At 72.6% G+C, this 25,053-nt stretch carries 24 protein-coding genes; 9 read left to right on the forward strand and 15 right to left on the reverse strand.

Annotation, left to right across the window (positions count from 1 at the left end; genetic code table 11):
- Positions 1-169 precede the first annotated feature (169 nt).
- On the forward strand, positions 170-1,534 hold the full coding sequence (locus M2163_RS37155) for a nucleobase:cation symporter-2 family protein (protein ID WP_280848527.1): 1,365 nt from the start codon (positions 170-172) through the stop codon (positions 1,532-1,534).
- Here M2163_RS37155 and M2163_RS37160 read toward each other — a convergent pair.
- Positions 1,519-2,328: a chitosanase gene (locus M2163_RS37160; protein ID WP_280896177.1), complete on the reverse strand. Its 810-nt coding sequence runs from the start codon at positions 2,326-2,328 to the stop codon at positions 1,519-1,521. The genes M2163_RS37155 and M2163_RS37160 overlap by 16 nt on opposite strands.
- Positions 2,329-2,425: 97 nt before the next feature.
- A complete protein-coding gene (locus tag M2163_RS37165; protein ID WP_280848525.1) occupies positions 2,426-3,214 on the reverse strand; it encodes a helix-turn-helix domain-containing protein in 789 nt (262 codons plus the stop codon).
- Between the two features lie 87 nt (positions 3,215-3,301).
- Here M2163_RS37165 and M2163_RS37170 point away from each other — a divergent pair, with 87 nt between their 5' ends.
- The gene (locus M2163_RS37170; RefSeq protein ID WP_280854052.1) at positions 3,302-4,183 is read left to right on the forward strand and encodes an SDR family oxidoreductase; all 882 of its coding nucleotides are present in this window, start codon (positions 3,302-3,304) and stop codon (positions 4,181-4,183) included.
- A 144-nt stretch (positions 4,184-4,327) separates the two neighbouring features.
- Here M2163_RS37170 and M2163_RS37175 read toward each other — a convergent pair whose 3' ends face one another.
- The 6 genes from M2163_RS37175 to M2163_RS37200 form a co-directional block, all read right to left on the reverse strand.
- Positions 4,328-4,744 carry an acyl-CoA thioesterase gene (locus tag M2163_RS37175; protein WP_280848524.1) on the reverse strand — a complete coding sequence of 139 codons (417 nt, stop codon included), beginning with the start codon at positions 4,742-4,744 and terminating at the stop codon, positions 4,328-4,330.
- Positions 4,745-4,799: 55 nt separating this feature from the next.
- On the reverse strand, positions 4,800-5,426 hold the full coding sequence (locus tag M2163_RS37180) for a hypothetical protein (protein WP_280848523.1): 627 nt from the start codon (positions 5,424-5,426) through the stop codon (positions 4,800-4,802).
- A 69-nt stretch (positions 5,427-5,495) separates the two neighbouring features.
- Positions 5,496-6,095 carry a histidine phosphatase family protein gene (locus M2163_RS37185; RefSeq protein ID WP_280848522.1) on the reverse strand — a complete coding sequence of 200 codons (600 nt, stop codon included), beginning with the start codon at positions 6,093-6,095 and terminating at the stop codon, positions 5,496-5,498.
- A 105-nt stretch (positions 6,096-6,200) separates the two neighbouring features.
- Positions 6,201-6,593, reverse strand: a complete 393-nt coding sequence (locus M2163_RS37190) for a hypothetical protein (RefSeq protein ID WP_280848521.1) — start codon at positions 6,591-6,593, stop codon at positions 6,201-6,203.
- A 38-nt stretch (positions 6,594-6,631) separates the two neighbouring features.
- Positions 6,632-8,941 carry a hypothetical protein gene (locus M2163_RS37195; protein WP_280896178.1) on the reverse strand — a complete coding sequence of 770 codons (2,310 nt, stop codon included), beginning with the start codon at positions 8,939-8,941 and terminating at the stop codon, positions 6,632-6,634.
- Between the two features lie 102 nt (positions 8,942-9,043).
- Positions 9,044-10,252 carry a pyridoxal phosphate-dependent aminotransferase gene (locus tag M2163_RS37200; protein ID WP_280896179.1) on the reverse strand — a complete coding sequence of 403 codons (1,209 nt, stop codon included), beginning with the start codon at positions 10,250-10,252 and terminating at the stop codon, positions 9,044-9,046.
- Positions 10,253-10,339: 87 nt separating this feature from the next.
- Between M2163_RS37200 and M2163_RS37205 the strand changes: the two genes are divergently transcribed.
- A complete protein-coding gene (locus M2163_RS37205; RefSeq protein WP_280848518.1) occupies positions 10,340-10,969 on the forward strand; it encodes a winged helix-turn-helix transcriptional regulator in 630 nt (209 codons plus the stop codon).
- Positions 10,970-11,043: 74 nt separating this feature from the next.
- Here the strand turns inward: M2163_RS37205 and M2163_RS37210 are convergent, their stop codons facing one another.
- The 3 genes from M2163_RS37210 to M2163_RS37220 are packed head-to-tail and all read right to left on the reverse strand — an operon-like array spanning position 11,044 to position 14,654.
- Positions 11,044-11,856 (reverse strand): hypothetical protein, encoded by an 813-nt coding sequence (locus M2163_RS37210; protein ID WP_280848517.1) that lies wholly within the window; start codon positions 11,854-11,856, stop codon positions 11,044-11,046.
- Positions 11,856-13,121 (reverse strand): VWA domain-containing protein, encoded by a 1,266-nt coding sequence (locus tag M2163_RS37215; RefSeq protein WP_280848516.1) that lies wholly within the window; start codon positions 13,119-13,121, stop codon positions 11,856-11,858. The genes M2163_RS37210 and M2163_RS37215 overlap by 1 nt, the downstream gene beginning before the upstream one ends.
- 45 nt (positions 13,122-13,166) lie before the next feature.
- Positions 13,167-14,654: an IucA/IucC family protein gene (locus M2163_RS37220; protein ID WP_280896180.1), complete on the reverse strand. Its 1,488-nt coding sequence runs from the start codon at positions 14,652-14,654 to the stop codon at positions 13,167-13,169.
- A 74-nt stretch (positions 14,655-14,728) separates the two neighbouring features.
- On the opposite strand from M2163_RS37220, the gene M2163_RS37225 reads away from it, so the two are divergent.
- From M2163_RS37225 to M2163_RS37235, 3 genes are read left to right on the forward strand one after another with little or no spacing between them, the layout of a single operon-like run.
- Complete coding sequence (locus M2163_RS37225) at positions 14,729-16,261, forward strand: IucA/IucC family protein (protein WP_280896181.1); 1,533 nt, start codon at positions 14,729-14,731, stop codon at positions 16,259-16,261.
- 5 nt (positions 16,262-16,266) lie between these two features.
- Complete coding sequence (locus M2163_RS37230) at positions 16,267-17,172, forward strand: HipA family kinase (protein WP_280848513.1); 906 nt, start codon at positions 16,267-16,269, stop codon at positions 17,170-17,172.
- A complete protein-coding gene (locus tag M2163_RS37235) occupies positions 17,169-17,438 on the forward strand; it encodes a SelT/SelW/SelH family protein (protein ID WP_280848512.1) in 270 nt (89 codons plus the stop codon). The genes M2163_RS37230 and M2163_RS37235 overlap by 4 nt, the downstream gene beginning before the upstream one ends.
- 9 nt (positions 17,439-17,447) lie before the next feature.
- Here the strand turns inward: M2163_RS37235 and aceB are convergent, their stop codons facing one another.
- Positions 17,448-19,082, reverse strand: a complete 1,635-nt coding sequence (aceB, locus tag M2163_RS37240; RefSeq protein ID WP_280896182.1) for a malate synthase A — start codon at positions 19,080-19,082, stop codon at positions 17,448-17,450.
- A 184-nt stretch (positions 19,083-19,266) separates the two neighbouring features.
- Entirely contained in the window at positions 19,267-19,866 is a 600-nt protein-coding gene (locus M2163_RS37245; protein ID WP_280896183.1) for a nucleotidyltransferase family protein, read from the reverse strand.
- Positions 19,867-20,070: 204 nt separating this feature from the next.
- Between M2163_RS37245 and M2163_RS37250 the strand changes: the two genes are divergently transcribed.
- A complete protein-coding gene (locus M2163_RS37250) occupies positions 20,071-20,355 on the forward strand; it encodes a DUF5955 family protein (RefSeq protein WP_280848509.1) in 285 nt (94 codons plus the stop codon).
- A 142-nt stretch (positions 20,356-20,497) separates the two neighbouring features.
- Here the strand turns inward: M2163_RS37250 and M2163_RS37255 are convergent, their stop codons facing one another.
- On the reverse strand, positions 20,498-21,292 hold the full coding sequence (locus M2163_RS37255; RefSeq protein ID WP_280848508.1) for an IclR family transcriptional regulator: 795 nt from the start codon (positions 21,290-21,292) through the stop codon (positions 20,498-20,500).
- Between the two features lie 263 nt (positions 21,293-21,555).
- Between M2163_RS37255 and allB the strand changes: the two genes are divergently transcribed.
- A complete protein-coding gene (allB, locus tag M2163_RS37260) occupies positions 21,556-22,893 on the forward strand; it encodes an allantoinase AllB (RefSeq protein WP_280896184.1) in 1,338 nt (445 codons plus the stop codon).
- A gap of 37 nt (positions 22,894-22,930) precedes the next feature.
- Positions 22,931-24,046: an allantoicase gene (gene alc / locus M2163_RS37265; RefSeq protein WP_280896185.1), complete on the forward strand. Its 1,116-nt coding sequence runs from the start codon at positions 22,931-22,933 to the stop codon at positions 24,044-24,046.
- A gap of 96 nt (positions 24,047-24,142) precedes the next feature.
- Here the strand turns inward: alc and M2163_RS37270 are convergent, their stop codons facing one another.
- On the reverse strand, positions 24,143-24,898 hold the full coding sequence (locus M2163_RS37270) for an SDR family oxidoreductase (RefSeq protein WP_280896186.1): 756 nt from the start codon (positions 24,896-24,898) through the stop codon (positions 24,143-24,145).
- Positions 24,899-25,053 lie beyond the last annotated feature (155 nt).

A 25,053-nucleotide genomic window follows, 5' to 3' on the forward strand; every position in this document is an offset into this window, starting at 1 on the left:
GGCCGGCAGCCGTGGACGCCCCGTGGTGTCCACGGCGGCCGTGCCCGGGGCGCGTGTCGGACGCACGCGCCCCGGAACGGTCCCCGTCACACGGTCCCCGCACGGCCGCGCACCACCTCCCTGAAACCCACGTCAGTGCCGACGTGCAACCGCCCGGAGGCGAGCCGCAGTGTCAGTCCACCCCGTCGACGAAAAGCTCCCCGCCCTCAAGATGGCGACCACCGGCCTCCAGCACGTGGCCGCCATGTACGCCGGAGTCGTCGCCCCGCCCCTGATCGTCGGCGCGGCCATCGGCCTCTCCGCCACCGACCTCACCTTCCTCACCGGCGCCTGCCTGTTCACCGCGGGCCTCGCCACCTTCCTCCAGACGCTCGGCATCTGGCGGATCGGCGCCCGGCTGCCCTTCGTCAACGGCGTCACCTTCGCCGGAGTCGCCCCCATGACGGCGATCGTCGCCTCCACCGACGACAGGTCCGAGGCCCTGCCGGTCATCTTCGGCGCGGTGATCGTCGCCGGACTCCTCGGCTTCCTCGCCGCCCCCTTCTTCAGCAAGGCGATCCGCTTCTTCCCGCCCGTGGTCACCGGGACCGTCATCACCCTGATAGGAGTGTCCCTCCTGCCGGTCGCCTTCGGCTGGGCACAGGGGCCCGACCCGGCCGCGAAGGACTACGGTTCGACGACGAACCTGGGCCTGGCGGCGGCCACGCTGACGATCGTGCTCGTCCTACGACGTTTCACCCGAGGCTTCGTCAAGCAGATCGCCGTGCTCCTCGGTCTGGTGGCCGGCACGCTCCTCGCGATCCCCTTCGGCGCCACGGACTTCGCACCCGTCACCGACGCGGCCGTCGTCGGCTTTCCCACCCCGTTCCACTTCGGCGCCCCGCGGTTCCAGATCGCCGCGATCGTGTCGATGTGCGTGGTGATGGTGGTCTCGATGACCGAATCGACCGCGGACATGCTGGCGTTGGGCGAGATCGTCGAACGTCCCGCCGACGAGCGGACCATCGCGGCGGGCCTGCGCGCCGACACCCTCGGCTCCGCGATCAGTCCCCTCTTCAACGGCTTCATGTGCAGCGCCTTCGCCCAGAACATCGGCCTGGTGGCCATGACGAGGATCCGCAGCCGCTACGTCGTCGCCACCGGCGGTGCCTTCCTGGTGCTGATGGGGCTGTGCCCGATGGCCGCCTCGCTCATCGCCGTCGTACCGCGCCCGGTGCTCGGCGGCGCCGGAGTGGTCCTGTTCGGCTCGGTGGCCGCCAGCGGCATCCAGACCCTGGTCAAGGCGGGCCTGGAGAAGGACAACAACGTCCTGATCGTCGCCGTCTCGCTGGCCGTCGGGATCATCCCGATCACGGCGCCGGAGTTCTACCACGCCTTCCCGGAGACCGCGAGGATCGTCCTGGACTCGGGGATCTCGACCGGCTGTGTGGCCGCGGTGGCGCTGAACCTGGTCTTCAACCACCTGGGCCGGAACCCGGACGCCCAGGACGTCACCCACCCCATGGAGGCCGTCCCCGCTCAGCCGATCTCGTAACCGTCCCCGTACACCTTCCACTTGAGCGGAGTGTCCAGGTCGAGATTGCCCGCGGTGAGGAACAGCCGCTGGGCGGTCTCGACCCGGCTCACGTCACTGTGCGCGGCCTCCTGCTTCATCGCCCGCACCCGGGCGTCCAGGAAGGCGTGCAGATACGCCGTCTGGTCGCCGCCGTCCGCGGGGGTGTGCGCGTCCTTGCGGGCCCGGTCGCGGATGGCGCCGAAGCTCAGGGCCTCCTCGCCGGGACCGTGCATGACCATCGCGTCGAAGTAGACGAACTGGCCGAGGGTGCCGAGGCCGTCCTTCTTGGCGCGCGCGACCGCCGGGTCGAAGTAGCCGCGGTCCCGCTCGTCCCGCTGCGCGGTGCGGAACTGCGCGGTCTTCGCCGCCTCCCGCCAGGCCGCGGGGAAGTCCGGGTCCAGCCCGTCGTGCGAGTCGGTGCCGTCCACCGCGCGCAGCGCGGGCAGATAGCGGGCCAGCGGATTGCCGGGGACCCGTTCCGTGTAGAGCTCGACCAGCGCCAGCATGTCACTGGTACCGGAGCAGAAACCGATGATGCCGGCGGTGTAGCCGCGGCCGTCGCCGATGTCCTCGATGTACGCGTACTGCGCCTCCCAGTCCAGCGAGGAGTTCTCCGCACTGGACACCAGGCGCATCGCGAGGTCCTTCTTGACCGGGTCGTCCAGCCCGGTCGGACCCGCGGCCTCGGCGGCGGGCCACCGGGAGCTCAGCACTCCGGCTCCGAGGGCGGCGAGCAGGGTGCGGCGGGCGGCCGCTCCGGACAGGAAAGCCACGTCGTCTCCCTGCGGGGCGCTGTGCAGGTGGGTTGAGTGTCGCGCGCCGGCCCGGGAGTGCCGTGAGGGGCCGGTGGCGGATCACTGTGAGGCCGGTTCACAGGCTGTCGATCACCTGGCAGGCCCCCGGAGCGGGAAGCCGGCCGGAGAAGTAGGAGCGCGGCGGCACACCCATCAGGGTGCGGAAGTCGGACGTCATGTGGGACTGGTCGTAGTAGCCGGTCTCGGCGGCCAGTTCGGCCGGGGCGAGACCGGTCGCCCGGGAGAGCACGGCGCGGACGCGGTCGATGCGGGCGTAGTGCTTGGGGGAGAGCCCGACCCCCTCGCTGAACAGGTTGCGCAACTGCCGCTCGCTGACAGCGAGTTCACGAGCCACGTCGCGGACATGGCCGGGTGTGCGGCCCGAGCGGACGGACAGGGCGGCGACCGCGGCCCGCAGGAGTTCGGCGCGTGCCCCCTCGGCAGCGGTGGGCAGCCGGTCCGGGAGGACCTCCGTGAGCCGGGCGGCGACCTCTTCGGGCTCCAGACAAGCGAGTTCGCGCGCCAGCCGCCGCGCGGCAGGGCTCGGCAGCGCCTCCAGCGGCACGATCCGTCCGACGAGGTCGATGGCGGGGACGCCCAGCAGCGGGCGGGTCGTGCCGGGCGCGAGCCGCACCTCCACGCAGGACACGTCCCTCTTGCCCTCGTGGTAGGTGGCCCGCACCCGGGGCCCCGAGACCAGCAGGGCCGTCCGGCCCCGCGCCTCGCTGCGGACGATCACCTTGGTGCTGGGGTCCGGCAGCCGGACGAACGGTCTCCCGGGATCCGCCGCCACGGCCAGGACCCCGGTCCCGGCGATCCACGGACCCGGAGCGTCGGGGGCCCGCTCGGAAACGGAGTTGGTCACACGTCCACCGTAAGCGCGGGAACAGGGGGTTCGGGGACACGAAACGTGCCGGAATTTCCTATCGGCCCCGGCGGTGCGGCGCCCACCGTGGTGGTCATGATCCTTGTCACGGGTGCCACGGGCACCATCGGAAGTGATGTCGTACGACGCCTCGTGGCGCGCGGCGAGAAGGTGCGCGCGCTCACCCGGGACCCGGGCAGGGCCCAGGTGCCGCCCGGGGTGGAGGCCGCCCGGGGGCACCACCGCGACCTGGACTCCGTGGCCTCGGCCATGACGGGCGCCGACACCGCCTTCCTCGTGGGCGTCTTCGGACCGGAGGACGCCGACAGCGACCGAGGGATGGTGGAGGCGGCCCGGGCGGCGGGGGTGCGGCGCGTGGTGAAGCTGTCCGCGATCAGCGCGGGGGACCCCAGGACGGGCCTGGGCGGGATCGCGCACGGCCACGGCGAGGAGGCGGTCCGGGAGAGCGGCCTGGAGTGGGTGCTGCTGCGGCCGTCGGCCTTCGCGTCCAACACGCTGAGCTGGGCGGGGCCGCTCCGCTCGGGTGAGCCGGTGCCGAACATGCTGGGCTCGGGCCGGCAGGGGGTCGTGGATCCGCGGGACGTCGCCGAGACCGCGGTCGCGGCGCTGGTCGGACCGGGGCACGCGGGGCGGACGTACACCCTGACCGGCCCCGAGACGCTCAGCCCCCAGGAGCAGGCGGCCACGCTCGGCGAGGTGCTCGGCCGCCGGGTGGAACTGCGTGACCTGACCCCCGCCCAGACGCGTGAACTGCTGGTCGCGTCCGGCTGGAGCGAGGAGTCGGCACAGGGGATGCTGCGGAGCGTCCGTTTCGTGGCCGAGGGCGGCAACGCGGTGGTCACCGGGGACGTGGCCGAGGTGCTGGGGCGTCCGGCGCGGACGTACCGGGAGTGGGCGCGGGACCACGCGGGGGCGTTCGGCGGACCTCGCTCCTCGGGGGAAGGGTGACCGCACCCACTCAGGGGCGCGGGGAACTGCGCGACCAGCCACGACGCGCCCGCGCCGGCTGGACCGCAGGACGGGGCACAACCGCAGCCCCGCAGCCTCCGCACCAGCCCGCCGTAGCAGCCCCACCGCGGCCAGTGGCCTGGGCTAGAGCAGGCTCGGGTCCGTGGCCAGCGCCTTGAACACCCCGCCCGCGTCCGCGACCAGGCGCCGCTCCTTGAGGTCCATCAGCCCGCCGACCGCGGTGATCTCGGCGGCCACGGTGCCGTCCTTCTTGCGGATCGTCTGCTGTATCCGGAACGTCTTGCCCTCGCCCCACTCGAACGCGCAGCTCACCTCGACCTCGTCGCCCGCCAGCAGCTCGCGCCGGTAGCGGATGGTGGTCTCCAGGGCCACCGGTCCCACCCCGCTGCCGATGAGCGCGGCCTGGGTGATCCCGGCGGCCCTGAGCAGCGACCAGCGGGCGTGCTCCGCGTAGTTGAGGTACACGCTCTGGTTGAGGTGGCCCTGTACGTCCGTCTCGTACCCGCGGACGGTCACCGGCACGGAAAACGGCTCGCTCACGTCAATCCCCTCTCACACCACGGCAGTTGCTGCACCCGATCCTGACATGTGGCCCCTACACCCGGCGCGGCGAGGCCAGCAGGTAGCGGCTCCTGGTGCGCGGCTGCGTGTACTCGCCGGCCTGCCAGCCGGCCCGCTCCAGGGTGCTCGCGCAGGCCCGCAGCGCCTCACCGTCCGGGGCGTGCACGGCCACGGCCTCGGGCTGCGGGGTCGCGCGCACCCGGTAGCCGGGCGAGCCGCCCGCCTCCGGAGCGTGCCCGGCCGCCTCCAGCGCCAGCGCGGCCGCCTGCACCAGATGGGCGCGCTCCCAGCCGCAGGGCCGGTCCGTCGCCCCGTCGGGGTTGGTCATCCGGCGCAGCTCCAGCAGTCCCTGCCAGGCGCTGTGCACCTCACGCGTGCGGGCCGGACCGGTGTCCACGGCTTCCGGCGTGCCGCCGACGTACGCGGCGAACACACCGCTGGGCGGGTCGTCGACGGGCCGCTCGGGCGCCTTCTCGGCCGTCTCCCGTACACGGTGCCCGGCCGGTGTCAGGAAGTGGTCGTGCGGCGGGCGGGGATGCCGGAAGGCCAGGCCGCGCTTCACCAGTGCGTCCAGCTGGGCGTCGGTGCCCTTGATCCGCCCGGTGACGGGATCGGCGGCGTCGATGACACGCCGCTGCGCGGCGGTGGGCGGTCGCGTCACGGCGTGCTCCTTCCTCGGGAGGGGGCCGTACGACGGGCCGCACGGATCACCGCCCCTCCGCTTCGAAGGCTACGACGGGGGTCTGACATTCCACCCGGCGATCACCGGCCGCCCGTGCTCGGTCCCCAGCCGGCACAGCGTCCCGGTGGCCAGCTGGAACAGCGCCCCGGCCGACGCGGGCAACCCGAGCCGACGGGCGGTGAGCACCCGCAGGAAGTGACCGTGCGCCACCAGCACCACGCATCCCTCGGTGTTCGCGTGCGCCGCGTCCACCTCGGCCAGCACGCGGTCGGCCCGCTCGCCGACCTGCTCTGGGCTCTCCCCGGGGTGGTCGGGCGGTCCGGGGGGCACCCCGTCCGTGAACAGGAACCAGTCGGGACGCTCCCGCTGGATCTCGACGGTGGTGACGCCCTCGTAGCCGCCGTAGTCCCACTCGCGCAGGTCGACGTCGACCCGCAGGTCGTGCAGCCCGATCAGTTCCGCGGTCTCCCTGGCCCGCTGGAGGGGGCTGACGAAGGCGGCGCCGATGCGGTGGGAGCGGATCAGCGGCACCAGACGGCGCGCCTCCTCCCGGCCGCGCTCGGTCAGCGGCACGTCCGTCCGTCCCGTGTGCCGTCCCGACCGCGACCACTCGGTCTCGCCGTGCCGCACCAGAAAGAGATCACCCACGCGCCCGCCCTTCCCGCTCGCCTTCCAGCACGGTCCCACAGGGCCCCGGCGCCGCGCAGGACGGACTGGGCCGGACGGCCGGGAGGCGGCCCGTCGGCCCGCCCCTCAGACCCCCGGCAGCCCCTGCACCGACTGCGCGAGCTGCCCCACCGCCACGACCAGCGGTGTCACCGGCTGTACGAACTCGTTCAGGCGGTCGAGGGCGCGGCGCAGGACCGTGGGGTGGGGTTCGGGCTCGTCGAGTTCCTCGCGGAGCCGGCGCAGCTCCCTGGTGGTGGCGTCGGGGTCCGCGAGCAGGGCCCGGTGCTCCTCCAGCAACCGCTCGACGTACGCGAGCAGTTCGGCCGTGCGCTCGGCGTCCTGGGGCTGGAAGGAGACCGAGCCGGAGAAGGCCTGGGCGCGGTGCCCCACGGCCTGGTTGCCCACGTGGTGGGTGCCGCCGCTGATCATGACGCCGTTGTTGACCGGAGGGTCCTGGCGGCTGTCGTCGTTGCCCATGATGAGGATCTCCTGCTCGCAAGAACGGACGGCCCGGCCTACTTGCCGGAGCCGCCGACGGCGCCCGTGGCCGCAGCACCCGGCTGCTGCGGGACGTTCTGCGTGGCGGTCGCGCCCGTGCCGATCGCCTGGTTGCCGATGATGCTCGTCCCGCCCTGCTGGATGAGCCCCTGGTTGAGGATGGTCTGCTGCTGGGCGCGGAAGTCGGTGATGTCGTAGCCGCGCGCGTCGAGGAACTCACGGATCGCGGCGAGGGTGTGGCGCTCCACCAGGGACGTGATCCGTGTGGCGTCCACGACCTGGAAGTAGTTGTGGTACTTCGGACTCAGCGCCAGCTCCCGGACGCTCACCCGGGCGCCGAAGTCGTAGACCGGGTCCTGCTCCAGGGCCTTGAGCTCGTCCACCATCCGTCTGCTGTGCCGCTCGTCGAAGTAGGCCTGCCGCAGGGCCCTGAACGGGGCCGCGGAGAAGGCCTTGCCGGTGCGGGGGACGGCGTCCAGCAGCACTCCCCGCCGCGCGGCGGGGGAGAGGGGCCCGCGCAGCCGGTCCACGATGTGGTACTCGGCGCGCACCGGACCGAGCACGTGGTTGCTGCAGTGCAGGTGGAGCGTCCGACCGGTGGTCGAGAAGTGCAGGAACACGCTCGGCACCACGTCCCCGCCCCACAGCGGCACATGGACCGCCAGATAGTGGCGGACCGCTCCGGTGGGCCGCTCCGTGATCCGCTGGACCTCGTCGGCCGACAGCCGTGCGGCCGGGGTGAGGCTCCTGGCCTTGATGAACCGCTCGTCGTCGCCGATGCTGGTGCCGCTCGCGAAGACCCGGTCCTCGACGACCAGGGTGGCGAGGGACTCCGCGAGGTCGGCCGCCGTCCCGTCCGCCGTGGCGCGCGTGGCGGTCGCCCGCAGCCGCGCGCGTACGTGGTCGACGAGCTCGGTGACGGTGAACGCCTCCGGGCCGCCGGGCCGCGTGATCCCGCCCATCGGGTGCCCCGCGGGCAGCAGCGGCACGGCGAGCGACCACTGCGAGGCGGCCTCCGCGTAGCCGATGAAGGGGGTGTAGCCGCTGTACACCGTGACGTTCCCGTCCTGCGCCTCCCGGATGGCCGCCAGCCGCTCGGCCATCCACTTGCGCCGCGGCACGGTCGGCCGCGGCTGCCGGGCGAAGGCCTCGCGGGTCATGGTCGTGCGCAGCAGCCGGTCGACGGCGAGATCGTGGCGTACGACCGTGACGTACGCGAACACCACCGTCGCGAGGGAGAGCAGCACGGCCGGAACCCCGGCGAGGTAGGCGCCCAGCAGCCAGCTCACGAAGCCGGGCGCGGGCAGGGCCGCGAGGAGGACGCCGAAGGCGAAGGCGACGAGCACGGTGATGACGGCCGTGATCGCGGTGCCCACCAGGAGCCTACTCTCGGGCTGGTGATGGCCCCGGGTGGCCCGGCTCGCCCGGCCGCGGGCCAGCTGGGCGGACGACGGGAGCACCGTGGCGAACACCAGCCACAGGGGCGCGAACACCGCGAGGACCGCGAAGGCCGCGGTCAGCCGCAGATCGCGGCGCTGACGCAGCTCCTGGGCCGTCAGACAGTGGCGCACCACCGTCACCAGGTCGATGTCGGGCGAGGCCGCCACGGCGCCGGCCTCGTCGGCCAGGAGGTCCTCGACCACCCGCTCGGCGAAGCTCTCGTCGACGTAGGCGGCGGCGCACAGATACCGGGTGACGTCACCCGGCGCGCTCCCGACCGGCATGTGCACCGGCGCGGTCGTCATGCCGAGCCCTCCCTCTCTCCAGCGGCGGAGCGGCGCCGGGACGGCGCCCTTGACTGTTCTCGGCAGACCGGCGGTCAGCAGCGCGAGCAGGGCGCCGGCCGCGAGGCCGAAGAGGAGAGCGCCGCGCAGCAGCTCCTTCGCCAGGATGTCGGCCGGTGCGAGCGGCACGTCGTCGACGAAGGCCTCGTGCAGGCCCCACCAGACCAGGTTGGCCAGCGCCGCGGCCAGCACACCCGCGGCGAGGCAGCGCAGCGGGCCGGCGGCCCCGCGGGCCCACAGCCGCCTGGCGAGGAACGCGAGCGCCGCGAGCAGGACCAGGACGGCGAGATCGTTGACGACCAGCGCGGACGTGCCGCCGTACCGTTCGCCGGACACCCCCCAGCGGGGCAGGAACGCGGCCTCCACGAGCCAGCGCAGGATCTTGTCGTCGGACAGCTCTATGTAGAACTTCTCGGTGTAGTAGTCCGAGAGCGGACGCTGCACCCACGGGCTGCCCGCGAGAACCACCAGCAGGACGAGCAGCGTGAGGCGGCCGCGTAAGGACGAGGGCGTGCCCAACGCACGCCGACGAGACATCAACACCTGGGGTCCCCCATCCCCCGATCCCCCCGGCCCCCGGGATCAGTGGCCGTACCCTACGGCATCCCCGCTTCCCCCGGGCGTGAATCCCTTCCACACCACCAGCTACTGCCGATACCCGCTCAGGAACCGTCCGATCCGCCCGATCGCCGCCTCCAGGTCCTGCGCGTGAGGCAGCGTCAGGATGCGGAAGTGGTCCGGGGTCGGCCAGTTGAAACCGGTGCCCTGGACGACCTGGATCTTCTCCCGCAGCAGCAGGTCCAGGACGAACTTCTCGTCGTCGTGGATCTTGTGGACCTTGGGGTCGAGGCGCGGGAAGGCGTAGAGCGAGCCCTTCGGCTTCACGCACGAGACGCCGGGGATCTCGTTGAGCTTCTCCCAGGCCACGGTGCGCTGTTCGTACAACCGGCCGCCGGGCGCGGTCAGTTCGTGGATGGACTGGCGGCCGCCGAGCGCGGCCTGGATGGCGTACTGCGCGGGGGCGTTGGCGCACAGCCGCATGGAGGCCAGCATGGTCAGGCCCTCCAGGTAGTTCTTCGCGTGCTGCTTCGGCCCGGTGACCACCAGCCAGCCCGAGCGGAAGCCTGCCACCCGGTACGTCTTGGACAGGCCGCAGAAGGTCAGCACGACCAGGTCGGGGGCGAGCGCGGCGACCGAGTGGTGCACGGCGTCGTCGTAGAGGATCTGGTCGTAGATCTCGTCGGCGAAGACCATCAGGCCGTGCCGGCGGGCGAGGTCGAGGATGCCCTCGATGATCTCCTTCGGGTAGACCGCGCCGGTGGGGTTGTTCGGGTTGATGATGACGACGGCCTTGGTGCGGTCGGTGATCTTCGACGCCATGTCGTCCAGGTCCGGGTACCAGTCGGCCTGTTCGTCGCACAGGTAGTGGACCGCCTTGCCGCCGGCGAGCGTGGTGACCGCCGTCCAGAGGGGGAAGTCCGGTGCGGGGATGAGGATTTCGTCGCCGTCCTCGACCAGCGCCTGGACGGCCATCGAGATCAGCTCGGAGATGCCGTTGCCCAGGAAGACGTCGTCGACGCCGACCTCCAGGCCCAGGGTCTGGTAGCGGCCCGCCACCGCCCGGCGGGCGGAGAGGACGCCGCGCGAGTCGGTGTAGCCGTGCGCCTGCGGAAGCATCCGGATCATGTCCTGGAGGATCTCCTCCGGCGCCTCGAAGCCGAACAGGGCGGGGTTGCCGGTGTTGAGGCGCAGCACGCTGTGGCCCGCCTCCTCCAGTGCGTCGGCGTGCTCGATCACCGGGCCGCGGATCTCGTAACAGACCTCGCTGAGCTTGCTCGACTGCCGGAACTCCATGCGCTGCCGCCTCTCCGGTTTCGTGTGTTGCTTGGTTTTACCAAGTAGGAGCTTGGAAAGTCCAACAACTTGTCTAGACTGCGTCGCATGTCACCTCGCCGAAGCTACGACCAGTACTGTTCCGCGGCCCGCGCCCTCGACGTCGTGGGCGACCGCTGGACCCTGCTGATCGTCCGGGAACTGCTGTCGGGCCCGCGCCGCTACACGGACCTGCACGCCGACCTGCCCGGCGTGAGCACCGACGTGCTCGCCTCACGGCTGAAGGACATGGAGCGCGACGGCCTGACCACACGGCGCCGGCTGCCCCCGCCCGGCGCGGCCTACGTGTACGAACTCACCCCGCGCGGAGCCGAGTTGCTGCCCGTGCTGCAGGCACTCGGCACCTGGGGCGAACCCGAACTCGGTGAACGGCGGCCCACCGACGCCGTACGCGCGCACTGGTTCGCGCTGCCCCTGCTGCGCGCGCTGGAGGGCGAGGGGCTCGTCGAGGTGCGGCTGGAGGAAGGGGAGTTCCATCTGCACGTCGGCGGAGCGCAGGACGGTCCCGCGTACGGCGACGGGCCGGCCCCCGGTGAGCCCGACGCGCGGCTGGTCCTGGACGCCGGGACCTGCGAGGCGCTCAGCCGCGGGGAGCTGAGCCTCCCGGGCGCGGTGCGGGACGGGCGGGTCCGGGTGACCGGGGACGGCACGATCGCCAAGGCGCTGCGGGCGGGGTGAGCGGGCGGGCGCAAAGGAAGAAGGCCCGCCGGAGCGGGCCTTCTTGATGAACCATCAGCTGTCCGGACGAGCTGTCAGGCGCCCGGCGGTACCCGGGAGGGCCGTCCCGAGCCACGGGTCAGCGCGTATCCGCCGACCCCGGCCAGCGCGGCGAGCACCCCGCCGATCGCGGTCCACACCCACCGGTCGGACCACCATCCCGAGGACCAGCCGTCCTCGGGTTCGATGGCGGACAGAACGGCGGAGGAGTCCTCCGAACCCTCCTTGTCCGCCTCGGACTTCACCGCGATCCCCGGCACCAGCGGCTCGGCCAGCGAACCGTCCACCGCGGCCGAACCGCCGATGTCCTTGGAGTCGGTGCGGACCTCGGTGCCGACCGGCAGACCCAGGTCGGCCGTGGTGAGGCCGACGGCCGTCAGCCGGATGTAGTAGGTGCCCGGCAGCGGGTCGTTGGCCCAGGTCTCCGACCAGGCGCGGACCGTGCGCAGGGTGCAGGCCAGCTCCACCGAGGAGGCGTCCTGCGCCGCGGTGCGGGTCTGGGCGCCGTACTGGCAGGACTGGCGGCGGCGCAGACCGTCGTACACGTCGATCTGCCAGGTCTGCGCGGCATGGGTCTCCGGCAGCTTCACCGTCGCCCGCACGGTGGGGCGCTGTCCGGCGTCCGCGGGGAACGACCAGTACAGGTAGTCGCCGGTGGAGCCGCTCGCCGTGGCCGTCTGCCCCTGCTCGACCTCGGTCGCGGTACGGAAGGACGTGCCCGCCTGGGTGGGCGCGTCACCGTCCGCCGAGGCCGAATCCGTCGGCGTCGGTGAGGAGTCGGCCGCCGCCGGTGCGACGGCCAGCCCCAGCAACAGCAGGGAAACGCTCAACGCGCGTGTGATCCGCATCAGTTGGTCCTCCAGACCGCGACCCGCCAGCGTGACAGCCAGCCCCACAGCAGACCGGCGACGAAACCGGCGAGGATCAGCACGCCGAGCAGCCACCAGCCGCGCCCGAGGCCGAAGGAGGCCACGTCGCTCGCGTGCGACGGCCCGTCCACGACGTCGACGGTCAGCTCCAGGGGCAGACCCGGGGTGGTCTTCACCCCGGCGGCCGCCGAGAAGGAGCTGGTGACCTGGAGGCACACGGTCTCGGCCGGGGCGTCCTCGTCGTCGCTCTCCGCCTTCGGGTACCTGAGCCCGGTGGAGATCACATCGGTACGGCCGTTGCCCGCGCCCTCCCCGCGCACGATCTCCCGGCCGTGCACGGTCACCGCCCGCAGCAGCACCCCGTACGACGGGTTCACCGCCCGGTCGGCCCCCACGCTCACCGAGGCCCGCAGCTCCTGGCCCGGATCGACGTCCACCCGGTACCAGCGCTGCTGGGTGAACTCCTCGCGGTCGGTGTAGAGACCGGACTTCAGCGTGGGCGCCGCGGCGCAGCTGCCGGCCCCCTCGGTGGCCACCGGCGTCACCACGGGGTCGGCGGCGCGGTCCACCAACTGGTTGACCTTGTCGCTGAGTTCGTCGGCGTGCTCGACCGAGGTGTAGGTACCGCCGGTCGCCTCCGCGATGCAGCTCAGCTGCTGCCGCATCTTGGTGTTCGGGACCAGCCCGAGGGTGTCGATGGTCAGCCCGATGCCCTTGGCGGCTATCTCGCGGGCCACCTCGCACGGGTCCAGCGGGGCGCAGGTGTCCTCGCCGTCACTGATCAGCACGATCCGCTTGGAGGAGGCGCTGTCGGTGAAGTCGCCCGCGGACTTCAGCAGCGCGGGACCGATCGGTGTCCAGCCGGTGGGCGAGAGGGTCGCCACCTGTGTCTTGGCCTCGGTGCGGTCCAGCGTGCTGACCGGGTAGAGCTGCGCGGTGTCCTTGCAGCCCGTCTTCTGGTTGTCGCCCGGGTAGTTGGCGCCGAGGGTCCGGATGCCGAGCTGGACCTCCTCGGGCGTCGCGTCCAGCACCTCGTTGAAGGCCCGCTTCGCCGCCGCCATCCGGGTGCCGCCGTCGATGTCCGCGGTCCGCATCGAGCCGCTCACGTCGAGGACGAGATCGACCTGCGGGGCGGTGCCGCCCGTGGGTTCACCGGCGGCCGCCGCGACCGGGAAGGCGATCCCGGCCGTCAGGGCGGCGAGCAGGGCGCCCACTCCTGCCGCCAGCCGTTTTCTTGTGATCATCGCCGGATCCTATTGATCAGGTGCGCCGGGCTCCAAAACGGCCGCTCACAGGAGGGGGTTGGGCAGTTCCGTCCACTGGTCTCCCGGGGTGCCCGGCGACAGCCGCATCAGCGTCAACGCCTTCGCGGGCAGCGGTCCTTCGAGCAGCGCCGCCAGATCGGGGGTGCGCGGCAGGTCTCGTACGGCCGACTCCAGCGCCCCTCGCAACGCGGGCGCCGAACCCGCCGTGGCCGCGAGGGCCCCGGCCACCAGGGAGCCGAACAGCTTGCGCCGCAGGGTCGTCTCGTCGTCGGTGACGACCCGCCCGGACAGTGCCGGGACGGGGATGCCGTGCCGGGCCAGCCTGGCCGGGCTGATCCGGATGTCGGCGAGATCCCGGTAGACCAGCCGGAGGGGCGCGCCCGACTCGGACAGGACCACGAGCAGGTTCTGCCCGTGAGCCTCCAGGGCGACGCCGAGCTCCAGGAGCCGCAGCCCCGCCGTGAGGGCGAGCCGGGCGAACTCGGCCAGCCACGCCGGGGATGCCGGGAGCCCGGTGGCGGCGAGGGCGGCCACGGGCAGGACCCGGTCGCCGTACACCTGGGGGGACTCGCGCAGCACGGCCGCAAGATCCGGTGAGTCGGCCGTCGCCGCCCCCAGGGTGCGGGTGAAGTGCAGCAGCCCGTCCATGCGTCCCGCCAGTGCCTCCGCGAACTCCGAGAGGGTCGCCGACACACTGATCGAGTAGACGGAGATGTCCCGCACCGACGAGGTGAGCCGGGCGCTGAGCGCGGTCTTCACATGCGGCCCGCCGCCGGTCAGGGCGAGGGTGCGCAGGGACATCAGCGGGTGGGCCGGGGCGCCTTCCGGGACGGCCCGCTTCAGCACGTGCTCCGCCTGCCACGGATGCACGGGCAGCAACAGCCGTCCCCCGTCCCGCAGCCCCGCCGGCCACGCGCCCGTCACCAGGCACTCCTCGACCGGCACGGGGACCGACCCCAGGGTGACCAGCGGCCGGTGCTCGGGCGCGTAGGCCAGTTGCTCGGCCACCGAGAAGCCGGGCCGGGAACGGCAGTTGGGGTGGTACGGGTGCCCGTCCACGATCCGCTGCTCCCACTCCCAGTCGTGCGTGGGCCACTCCTCGGAAAGGGGCGGCTGGGCGGCTCTCGAAAGCGCCAACGACGCCACGCTGTCGGCGAGTTCGGCCGCGAAGTCCGTCCCGTGCGGTACGCCGAGGCCGGTCATCAGGCGCGCCGGATCGTCGTGGGCGGCCTCGTCGAGATGCACGGCGCGCACCTGGGCGGCGGTGGCGAACGGGTCCGGGAGCGGGCCGTGCAGCCGGCGGCCGTCCGTGAGACGCAGGGTGAGCCCCTCTCGGCCTGTCTCCCGTGCCGTGACCCAGGGCAGCGGCTCGTGCGTGAGCCCCCGCCACAGCCGGGACAGCACCGCCGCGCGGGCGCCCGGCAGCTCGGCCGTGTACCGCGCCACGAGGTCGGGGCGCAGGACGGCCAGCTCCTCGGCGAACTGGACCTCGGCGGCGGGGGGACGGTGCACGGGCGGACTCCTCGGGTACGACTGGTGGCACAGCGGGCCGGTCACGGCAGACATACTGATCGTCATCGCCCCGGATGAACCGTAGAGAACGAGTGAACCGCGTGGATCTCCTGCCCCCGCCGGCCGGCACCGCCGCCGCCCACCGCGCCGACGCGTACGCGGCGGCGCCCCTGCTCAACTGCCTGCTCCGCGAGGTGGCCGAGCGGGTCCCGGAACCCGGCGAGCGCACGGTGCACCGGCTGCCCAGCGGCCGTCTGCTCAGGGTGCGGGGCGACCGGCGGCCCGCCGAGCCCGAGGTGCGCACGGCGACCGGCTGGCGGCGGGTCGGACACACCGAGCTCGTGAAACTGACCGCCGAGGAACTGACCCGGCACACGGGCGTGTCCAACCACGAGCTGCCCGCCGAGATGATCGACAGCCGGGACGCGGTGGCCGCCCTGCTCACGGCACGCGACCGGGCGACGGCACCCGGCGACCCGTATCTGCGCTCCGAGCAGTCCCTCGTCACCGGCCACCCTCACCACCCCGCCCCCAAGGCCCGCGGCGGCGGTCCTGTCGCCGCCTGGCTGCCGTACGCCCCCGAGGCCCATGCCCGTTTCCCGCTGGTCCTGCTCGGGGTGCGCGAGGACTCCGTCGTGGAGGAGGGCGACACCGCGGCCCTCGACGCGCTCGGTGAGGCCCCGCCCGGTTACCGGCTGCTGCCCGCCCATCCCTGGCAGCTCGGCCTGGTGAGCTGCGCGGAGGCCTTCGCGGACGGCCGTCTGGTCCGGCTCGGCGCGACCGGCTTCGAGACCTGGCCCACGGCCGCGATCCGCACGGTGTACGCCCCCGCGCGCGATCTCTTCCTCAAGTTCAGTCTCGACGTCCGCATCACCAACGACATCCGTCGGCTCTGGCGCCACGACCTGCTCAAACTCCGCCGTACGGACGAAGCGGTCGTGAGCGCCTTCGCCGCGAGCCCCCCGAGCGCCGCCTGGCTGAGCGACCGTGGCTACCGCACCGCCGACTTCGCCTTCGAGGAACTCGCCGTCCTGGTGCGCGACGGACTGCGCGGCCATGTGCGGCCCGGGGCGACCCCGCTGCTCGCGGCCGCCCTCGTGGAGGGCTTCGAGGGCAGCCCCCTCGACACCGTCGACGACCCCGCGGCCTGGTGGGAGGCGTACCTGGGCGTGGTCGTCCCGCCCGCCCTGGCGGCCTTCGCCGACCACGGCGTCGTACTGGAGGCGCACCTGCAGAACACCCTGGTCGCCGTGGACGCCGACGGCATGCCCGTGCAGGCGCTGTTCCGGGACGCGGAGGGCGTGAAGCTGCTCTCGGACGTCCCGCGCGCGGCCGGCTGGGAGCGGCTGGTGTACTGCCTGGTCGTGAACCACCTGTGCGAGGTCGCCGCGGCCCTCGCCGAACGCCGGCCCGGCTTCGACCCCTGGCCGGCCGCCCGCCGCGAACTGTCCCGCCACGACCTGCCCGAAGCCGTCGCCCTGCGCACCGCGCCGACCCTCCCCGGCAAGACCAACCTGCTGCTCAGGTGGACGGGCGCGGACGGGGCGGACGCCCGCTACCTGCCGCTGCCCAACCCGCTGGCGGTGCCAGGAGCTGAACTACCCTGAGCGGTGTGCTGCGCGAAGTGACTGCTGTTCGATACGTGACCCCGCTGCGGTCCGGCGGCTCGGTCCCCGCCGTCGTCGAGGCCGACGACCTGGGGACGTACGTCGTGAAGTTCACCGGCTCCGCGCAGGGCCGCAAGGCGCTGGTCGCCGAGGTGATCGTCGGTGAGCTGGCGCGGGCGCTGGGACTGCGCTTCCCCGAGCTGGTCCTCGTGCGCTTCGACCCGGCGATCGCCGCCGGCGAGCCGCACCAGGAGGTGCGGGACCTGCACGCGGCCAGCGCCGGGGTGAACCTCGGCATGGACCATCTGCCGGGCGCCAGGGACTTCACCCCCGAGGTCGCCCGGCACTGCCGGGTCGATCCGCTGGAGGCGGGCCGGGTGGTCTGGCTCGACGCACTGACCGTGAACGTCGACCGCACAGTGCACAGCTCCAACCTGATGGTCTGGCCGACGCTCGGCGTCGCACCCCCGCGGCTGTGGCTGATCGACCACGGCGCGGCCCTCGTCTTCCACCATCGCTGGGACGGCTCCGAGCCCGCCAGGCGCTACGACTTCCGCCACCACGCCCTCGGCCCCTTCGGCCCCGACGTACGCGCCGCCGACGCCGAACTGGCGCCCAGGGTGACGCGCGAGCTGCTGCGGGAGATCGTCGCGGAGGTGCCGGACGCCTGGCTGACGGACTTCGCCACGCCCGCCGAGATGCGCGAGGCGTACGTCGACTACCTGCACGCGCGTGTGCGGGCCTCCGCCGACTGGCTCCCCACCGATTTCCCCAGCCGGGAGGAACTCGCCGCCGAGGAGGCCCTGCGGGCGGCGCGGACGGAACAAGGACGGCCGAGCTGGCTCAAGCGGGTCCCCGACCTGCACGGCAAACCGGCCGCGCAACAGGATTGGTCGGTGCACCTCGGATGAGTCCCGTCGTACAGATCGAGTACTGCACCCAGTGCCGCTGGCTGCCCCGTGCGGCCTGGCTGGCGCAGGAACTGCTCACCACCTTCGAGGCGGAGCTGGGGGAGCTGTCCCTCAAGCCGGGCACGGGCGGGGTGTTCGTGGTGCGCGTCGACGACGAGGTCGTCTGGGACCGGCGCGAGCAGGGCTTCCCGGAGCCGACGGCGGTGAAGCAGGCCGTACGCGACCGAGTGGCCCCGGGGAGGTCCCTGGGCCACTCGGACAGGTGAGCGAGGTGATCAGCCGCGCAGCTGCTCGTAGGCCGGCAGCGTGAGGAAGTCGACGTAGTCGTCGTCGAGGGAGACCTGGAGCAGCAGGTCGTGGGCCTGCTGCCAGTGGCCCGCCGCGAAGGCCTCCTCGCCGATCTCCCGGCGGATGCTCGCGAGCTCCTCGGCGGCGACCTCGCGGGCCAGCTCCGGGGTGGCCTTCACGGTGTCGCCCGCGCGCTCGAACTCGACGCCCGCGTTGATCCACTGCCAGATCTGGGAGCGGGAGATCTCGGCGGTGGCCGCGTCCTCCATGAGGTTGAAGATGGCGACCGCGCCGAGCCCGCGCAGCCAGGCCTCGATGTAACGGATGCCGACCTGGACGGCGTTGACCAGGCCGTCGTACGTGGGCCTGGCCTCCAGCGAGTCGATCGCGATCAGGTCGGCGGCCTCGACGTGGACGTCCTCGCGCAGCCGGTCCTTCTGGTTCGGCCGGTCACCGAGGACCTTGTCGAAGGACTCCATGGCGATCGGGACGAGGTCCGGGTGGGCGACCCAGGAACCGTCGAAACCGTCGGCGGCCTCACGGTCCTTGTCGGCGCGGACCTTCTCGAAGGCCACCTTGTTGACCTCGGCGTCCCGGCGCGAGGGGATGAAGGCCGCCATGCCGCCGATGGCGTGCGCACCGCGCTTGTGGCAGGTGCGCACGAGGAGTTCGGTGTACGCGCGCATGAACGGGGCCGTCATCGTGACCGCGTTGCGGTCCGGCAGGACGAACTTGGCGCCGCCGTCACGGAAGTTCTTGACGATGGAGAACAGGTAGTCCCAGCGGCCCGCGTTCAACCCCGAGGCGTGGTCGCGGAGTTCGTAGAGGATCTCCTCCATCTCGTACGCCGCCGTGATCGTCTCGATCAGGACGGTCGCGCGGACGGTGCCCTGCGGGATGCCCGTGTACTCCTGCGCGAAGACGAACACGTCGTTCCACAGCCGCGCCTCGAGGTGCGACTCGGTCTTCGGGAGGTAGAAGTACGGTCCCTTGCCGAGGTCGAGCAGCCGCTGGGCGTTGTGGAAGAAGTACAGGCCGAAGTCGACCAGGGCGCCCGGCACCTGGATGCCGTCCGCGTCGACCAGGTGCCGTTCGTTCAGGTGCCAGCCGCGCGGGCGCATGACGACGGTGGCGAGCTCCTCGTCCGGGCGCAGGGCGTACGACTTGCCGGACTTCTCGTCGGTGAAGTCGATGCGGCGGGTGTAGGCGTCCGTCAGGTTGATCTGACCCCCGACGACGTTCTCCCACGTGGGCGCGGAGGCGTCCTCGAAGTCCGCGAGCCACACCCTGGCACCGGAGTTCAGGGCGTTGATGGTCATCTTGCGGTCGGTGGGGCCGGTGATCTCGACCCGGCGGTCGTCCAGGGCCGCGGGGGAGGGGGCCACCTTCCAGGAGTCGTCCGCGCGGATCGCGGCGGTCTCCGGGAGGAAGTCGAGGGTGGAGGTGCGGGCGATCTCGGCGCGGCGCTCGGCGCGGCGGGCGAGGAGCTCGTCACGACGGGGCGTGAACCGGCGGTGCAGCTCGGCCACGAAGGCGAGGGCCGCCTCGGTGAGGACCTCCTCCTGCCGGGGCAGGGGCTCGGCGTCGACGATGGCCAGCGGGGACGGCGCTGGTGCGGACATGAGCTGTCACTTCCTTCAGCGGTGGCACCGGGTGCCAGTCGAACCGGGTACGGCGAGCAGCACCCTGGGAGCGGTAGGGCGCTTCTGAACAGTGGATACTAGTTTCCTCATTGTGGAAGTTCAATGGTTTGTTGATGTCGAGATTCTCCGGGTCGAGCAAGGGTGGCTCCGCGTGCCACCGCGTTCACTCAAGGTGCGCCAGATCCTCCGGCGTGTCGATGTCGTAGGGCTGGGCCACGTCCCCGCACTCGACGAGCGTGATCGCGTCGTGGTGCTGCTTCAGATAGGCGCGTGCCCCCTGGTCCCCGGTCGCAGTCGCCGTGATCCCGGCCCAGTGCGCGGCGCCGAGGAGGACGGGATGCCCGCGTACGCCGTCGTAGGCGGCCGAGGCGAGCGAGTTCTCGTCCTCGTACGCGGCCAGCACCCGGCGCACGGCCGCCGGCCCGATGCCGGGCTGGTCCACGAGCGAGACCAGCGCGGCCCGCGCCCCCGTCCCGGCGAGCGAGCCGAGCCCGGCCCGCAGCGACGACCCCATGCCGTCGGCCCACCCCGGGTTCTCCACGAGCACGCAGTCCCCGAGTTCGGCCCGTTCCCTTACGGCTGCCGCGGCCGCTCCCAGGACCACGTGCACGCGGGCGCAGCCGGCCGCGCGCAGGACGCCCACCGCGTGTTCGACGAGCGGACGGCCCCGGTGTTCGAGCAGTGCCTTGGGCCGCCCGCCGAGCCGCCGCCCGCCGCCCGCGGCCAGGAGCAGTCCGGCGACCTGCTGTTCGTTCTCCGTCATGCGTCCTGCATACCTGACGCGCCGGCGTGCGCCGGGTTTCCGGGGGCTGAATTTCGGTCCGTACGGTGGCGCGCGCCGCCCCGCGTGGCGTTTACTGACCCGCGTCCCCCGGGGTCCGACCAACACCGGCGGGGTTCACGACGCTGGGGCGCACGCGGGAGTGCGAGGGGGAGAGCTGTGTTGCGGAGCTTGGGGCAGAGGCCAGTGACCGGCAGCGACAACGATCCGAGAGTGGCGGAACTGCGGACCGCGGTGTCCCGGCTGCGCCGCGAACTCGCCGCGCACCCGGCCGAGTTCCCCGACCGGGGCATCGCCGAGGACGAACTCGCCGCGCTGGCCGCCATGACGATCGACGGCACACCCGAAGTCCCGCGCCTGCGACGGTCGTTGCTGCTGATCGCGGGGGCGATCGGATCGGTGAGCGCGCTGTCCAGGGGGCTCACGGAGGTGCGGACCGCGGTGGAGCTGTTCGGGGAGCCGCACCGCTAGGGGAACGGACCCCGCGCACGAGATGCAGGACTTGAGCCGTGGCCGAGGTGCGGCGCGCAGTGCAGTGTCGCGATCCGCTCACCCCGGCCCGCCACCTCGACCGGCAGGGGCTGCGCCCACTCCGGAAGGCAGGCGAACGGCGTCACGCCGGGCTCTGCGTGGCCAGCGCCTGCGACAGTTCCGCCGCCACCTGCTGGAGCACCGGCACGATCTTCTCCGTGGCCGCCTCGGTGACCCGTCCCGCCGGGCCGGAGATCGAGATCGCCGCCGCGGTGGGGGAGTCGGGCACCGAGACCGCGAGGCAGCGGACGCCGATCTCCTGCTCGTTGTCGTCGACCGCGTAGCCCTGGCCGCGCACGTCCTTCAGGGCCGCGAGGAACCCGTCGGGCGTGGTGATCGTCTTCTCGGTCGCGGCCGGCATCCCGGTCCGGGCGAGCAGGGCGCGCACCTCGTCGTCCGGGGTGTTGGCGAGCAGGGCCTTGCCGACGCCGGTGGAGTGCGGCAGGACGCGCCGGCCGACCTCGGTGAACATCCGCATGGAGTGCTTCGAGGGCACCTGGGCGACGTAGACGATCTCGTCCCCGTCGAGCAGCGCCATGTTGGCGGTCTCGCCGGTCTCCTCGACCAGCCGGGCGAGGTAGGGGCGGGCCCAGGTGCCGAGCAGCCGGGAGGCCGACTCGCCGAGGCGGATCAGGCGCGGGCCGAGGGCGTAGCGCCGGTTGGGCTGCTGGCGGACGTATCCGCAGGACACGAGCGTGCGCATCAGGCGGTGGATGGTGGGCAGCGGCAGTCCGCTGCTCGCGGACAGTTCGCTCAGCCCGACCTCTCCGCCCGCGTCCGCCATCCGCTCCAGCAGATCGAAGGCGCGCTCGAGGGACTGGACCCCGCCACCGGCGGACTTGGCGGAGTCGGTGGTGCTGGCGCTGGACGTCGGCACGGCGCGTTCCTTTCGGGGCTGCCTTTCGGGTCTGGGCAGGAGGGCAGAAGCCTACCCGGCAGTCGGTTGACTCCCCGCTGGTGCATAGCTACGTTCTGCTTGCCGGAATTCTAATTCCGCCTTGTGGAAACGTCCAGAGTGTCGACGCAGGGTGCACTGTGGGGAAGTGTGCCCTTGACGGCGCCCGACCGGGAGTGAAGACTCCTTCAACAGAAAGTTGAATTCCGTTACGCGGAAGTTAACGGCGGCAGAGAGGGGTCCGGGTGTCCGACACTGAACTGGTGCTGCGCTCGAGGCGCGTCATCACACCCGAGGGGACGCGGGCCGCCTCGGTCGCGGTGGCCGACGGGCGGATCACGGCCGTCCTGCCGTACGACGGTGAAGTGCCCGCGGGTGCCCGCCTCGAAGACCTCGGCGACGACGTCCTGTTGCCCGGCCTGGTCGACACCCACGTGCACGTCAACGACCCCGGGCGCACCGAGTGGGAGGGCTTCTGGACCGCCACGCGCGCGGCGGCGGCCGGCGGCATCACCACCCTCGTCGACATGCCGCTCAACTCCCTCCCGCCCACGACGACGGTCGACCACCTCCGCACCAAGCAGCAGGTCGCCGCCGACAAGGCCCACATCGACGTCGGATTCTGGGGCGGCGCCCTGCCCGACAACGTCAAGGACCTGCGTCCGCTGCACGAGTCGGGCGTCTTCGGCTTCAAGGCCTTCCTGTCGCCGTCCGGCGTGGAGGAGTTCCCGCACCTCGACCAGGACGCTCTCGCCCGCTCCCTGGCCGAGATCGCCTCCTTCGGCGGCCTGTTGATCGTGCACGCCGAGGACCCGCACCACCTGGAGGCCGCCCCGCAGCAGGCAGGTCCCCGGTACGCGGACTTCCTGGCCTCCCGCCCACGGGACGCCGAGGACACGGCCATCGCCCAACTCATCGCCCAAGCCCAGGGGTTGGACGCGCGCGTGCACGTGCTGCACCTGTCGTCGAGCGACGCGCTCCCGCTGATCGCCCGCGCGAAGGCGGACGGTGTCCGCATCACCGTCGAGACCTGCCCGCACTACCTCACCCTCACCGCCGAGGAAGTCCCGGACGGCGCGAGCGAGTTCAAGTGCTGTCCGCCCATCCGGGAGGCCGCCAACCAGGACCTGCTGTGGCAGGCGCTGGCCGACGGCACCATCGACTGCGTGGTCACCGACCACTCGCCGTCCACGGCGGACCTCAAGACGGACGACTTCGCCACCGCCTGGGGCGGCATCTCGGGCCTCCAGCTGAGCCTTTCGGCGGTCTGGACGGAGGCCCGCAGGCGCGGCCACTCGCTGGAGGACGTGGTCCGCTGGATGTCCGCGCGGACCTCCCAGCTGGTGGGCCTCGACCGGAAGGGCGCCATCGAGGCCGGCCGCGACGCCGACTTCGCCGTCCTCGCACCCGACCGGACCTTCACCGTGGACCCAGCGGCCCTCCAGCACCGCAACCGTGTCACGGCCTACGCGGGCAAGACCCTGTACGGCGTGGTGAGGTCGACCTGGCTGCGCGGCGAACGCATCGTGGCGGACGGCGAGTTCACGGCCCCGAAGGGCCGGCTGCTCACCCGTACCCCCTGATCCACCCGCATCGGCAACTCCAGAAAGGCACATGTACGTGACGGCGATTCCCAGCTTCACCGGTGACGCGAACCCGTACGGAGGCGGTGACCCGTACGCCGACTACCGCACCGCCGACTTCCCCTTCACCCAGTACGCCGACCTCGCCGCACGCACCCTCGGTGCCGCCGTCATCGCCGCCAACGACGAGTTCTTCGCCCAGCGCGAGAACCTGCTGGTGCCCGGACGGGCCGAGTTCGACCCCGAGCACTTCGGGCACAAGGGCAAGGTCATGGACGGCTGGGAGACGCGCCGCCGCCGGGGCGCCTCGGCCGAGCACCCCTGGCCGACGGCCGAGGACCACGACTGGGCGCTGGTGCGCCTCGGCGCGCCCGGGGTGATCCGGGGGATCGTGGTCGACACGGCCCACTTCCGCGGGAACTACCCGCAGGCCGTGTCGGTCGAGGGCACGTCCGTGGCGGGCTCCCCGTCCCCGGAGGAACTGCTGGGCGACGACGTGAAGTGGACGACCCTCGTCCCGCGGACTCCGGTCGGCGGCCACGCGGCGAACGGCTTCCCGGTGTCCCTGGAACAGCGCTTCACCCACCTGCGGGTCAACCAGCACCCCGACGGCGGCATCGCCCGTCTGCGGGCGTACGGCGAGGTCGTCCCGGACCCGGCATGGCTGGAGGTCCTCGGCACCTTCGACGTGGTCGCCCTGGAGAACGGCGGCCGGGCGGAGGACGCCTCGAACCTCTTCTACTCACCGGCCTCCAACACCATCCAGCCGGGCCGCTCCCGCAAGATGGACGACGGCTGGGAGACCCGCCGCCGCCGTGACCGGGGCAACGACTGGATCCGCTACCGCCTCGTGGCCCAGTCGCAGATCCGCGCGATCGAGATCGACACGGCGTACCTGAAGGGGAACAGCGCGGGCTGGGCCTCGGTGTCGGTCCGCGACGGCGAGGACGGCGACTGGCGGGAGATCCTCCCGCGCACCCGTCTCCAGCCCGACACCAACCACCGTTTCGTGCTGCCGGCCCCGGCGGTGGGCACGCACGCGCGCGTGGACATCTTCCCGGACGGAGGCATCTCGCGTCTGCGGCTGTTCGGTTCACTGACGGAGGCCGGCGCGGCCGCCCTGTCGGCGAGGCACCAGGAGCTGGGCGGCTGAGACCGGGCTCCGCCCCGTCCCAGGGAGCAGCGCCCTCTGGGACGGGACGGGGTGGTCGGGACGGGTCGGACCGCGTGCACCTCAGCCCGCGTGACCTCAGGCCGCGTGCCCTCCGTCCACCGAGAACTCCGCACCCGTGACGTACTCCGCCTCCGCCAGGTACGCCACCATCGACGCCACTTCCTCCGCCGTCCCGAACCGCCCCACCGCGGTCAAGGCGGCCTGCCCCGCGGCGAACGGCCCGTTCCCCGGATTCATGTCCGTGTCGATCGGCCCGGGATGCACGATGTTCGCCGTGATCCCCCGCGGCCCCAGCTCACGCGCGAGGGCCTTCGTCAGCCCGGTCAGCGCCGACTTGCTCGTCGTGTAGAGGGCCCCGCCGGGGCCGGGCACCCGCTGGGTCATGCAGCTCCCGATCGTGATGATCCGTCCGCCCTCCCGCATCCGCGCGGCCGCCGCCTGAGAGGCCAGGAACACCCCGCGCACGTTGACGGCCAGCACCCGGTCGACCTCCGCGAGCGACAGCTCGCCCAAGGGGCCGAGCACCCCCACGCCCGCGTTGTTCACCAGGACGTCCAGCCCGCCGAGCGCCTCCGCCGTGCGCGGCACCGCCCCCGCCGCCTCCTCCGCGTCCGCGGAGTCCGCCCGCAGGGCCAGCGCCCGCCGCCCCAGCGCCTCGATCCGCCGTACGACGTCCGAGGCCGCTTCCTTGCCGTCCACGTACGTCACGGCCACGTCCGCGCCCTCGCGCGCCAGCCGCAGCGCCGTGGCCGCCCCGATGCCCCGGCTGCCCCCGGTGACGAGTGCGACCTTGCCGTTCAGAGTTCCGTAAGTCGTTGTCATGGCACCCATCCCACCGGCCCGGCACCCGGAGCGCTGGCGGCCGGCGGACACGGACCTCGGCGCCGGACCGGTGTTCGTGAAGACGCCGGACGGCAGGTTAACTCCCTGAAAACTCATCGGACTTGACGGCAAAAACTCCGAAGTTGTCATTGACATGCCACTGT

Source organism: Streptomyces sp. SAI-135 (genome assembly GCF_029893805.1).
Classification (GTDB): domain Bacteria; phylum Actinomycetota; class Actinomycetes; order Streptomycetales; family Streptomycetaceae; genus Streptomyces.

Bases quoted from the DNA above. Each gene is read 5' to 3' on its own strand.
- M2163_RS37270 (WP_280896186.1), bottom strand. From the start codon at position 24,898: ATGGGTGCCATGACAACGACTTACGGAACTCTGAACGGCAAGGTCGCA.
- aceB (WP_280896182.1), bottom strand. From the start codon at position 19,082: ATGTCCGCACCAGCGCCGTCCCCGCTGGCCATCGTCGACGCCGAGCCC.
- M2163_RS37210 (WP_280848517.1), bottom strand. From the start codon at position 11,856: ATGCGGATCACACGCGCGTTGAGCGTTTCCCTGCTGTTGCTGGGGCTG.
- M2163_RS37215 (WP_280848516.1), bottom strand. From the start codon at position 13,121: ATGATCACAAGAAAACGGCTGGCGGCAGGAGTGGGCGCCCTGCTCGCC.
- M2163_RS37235 (WP_280848512.1), top strand. From the start codon at position 17,169: ATGAGTCCCGTCGTACAGATCGAGTACTGCACCCAGTGCCGCTGGCTG.
- M2163_RS37200 (WP_280896179.1), bottom strand. From the start codon at position 10,252: ATGGAGTTCCGGCAGTCGAGCAAGCTCAGCGAGGTCTGTTACGAGATC.
- M2163_RS37190 (WP_280848521.1), bottom strand. From the start codon at position 6,593: ATGGGCAACGACGACAGCCGCCAGGACCCTCCGGTCAACAACGGCGTC.
- M2163_RS37245 (WP_280896183.1), bottom strand. From the start codon at position 19,866: ATGACGGAGAACGAACAGCAGGTCGCCGGACTGCTCCTGGCCGCGGGC.
- M2163_RS37225 (WP_280896181.1), top strand. From the start codon at position 14,729: ATGAACCGTAGAGAACGAGTGAACCGCGTGGATCTCCTGCCCCCGCCG.
- M2163_RS37205 (WP_280848518.1), top strand. From the start codon at position 10,340: ATGTCACCTCGCCGAAGCTACGACCAGTACTGTTCCGCGGCCCGCGCC.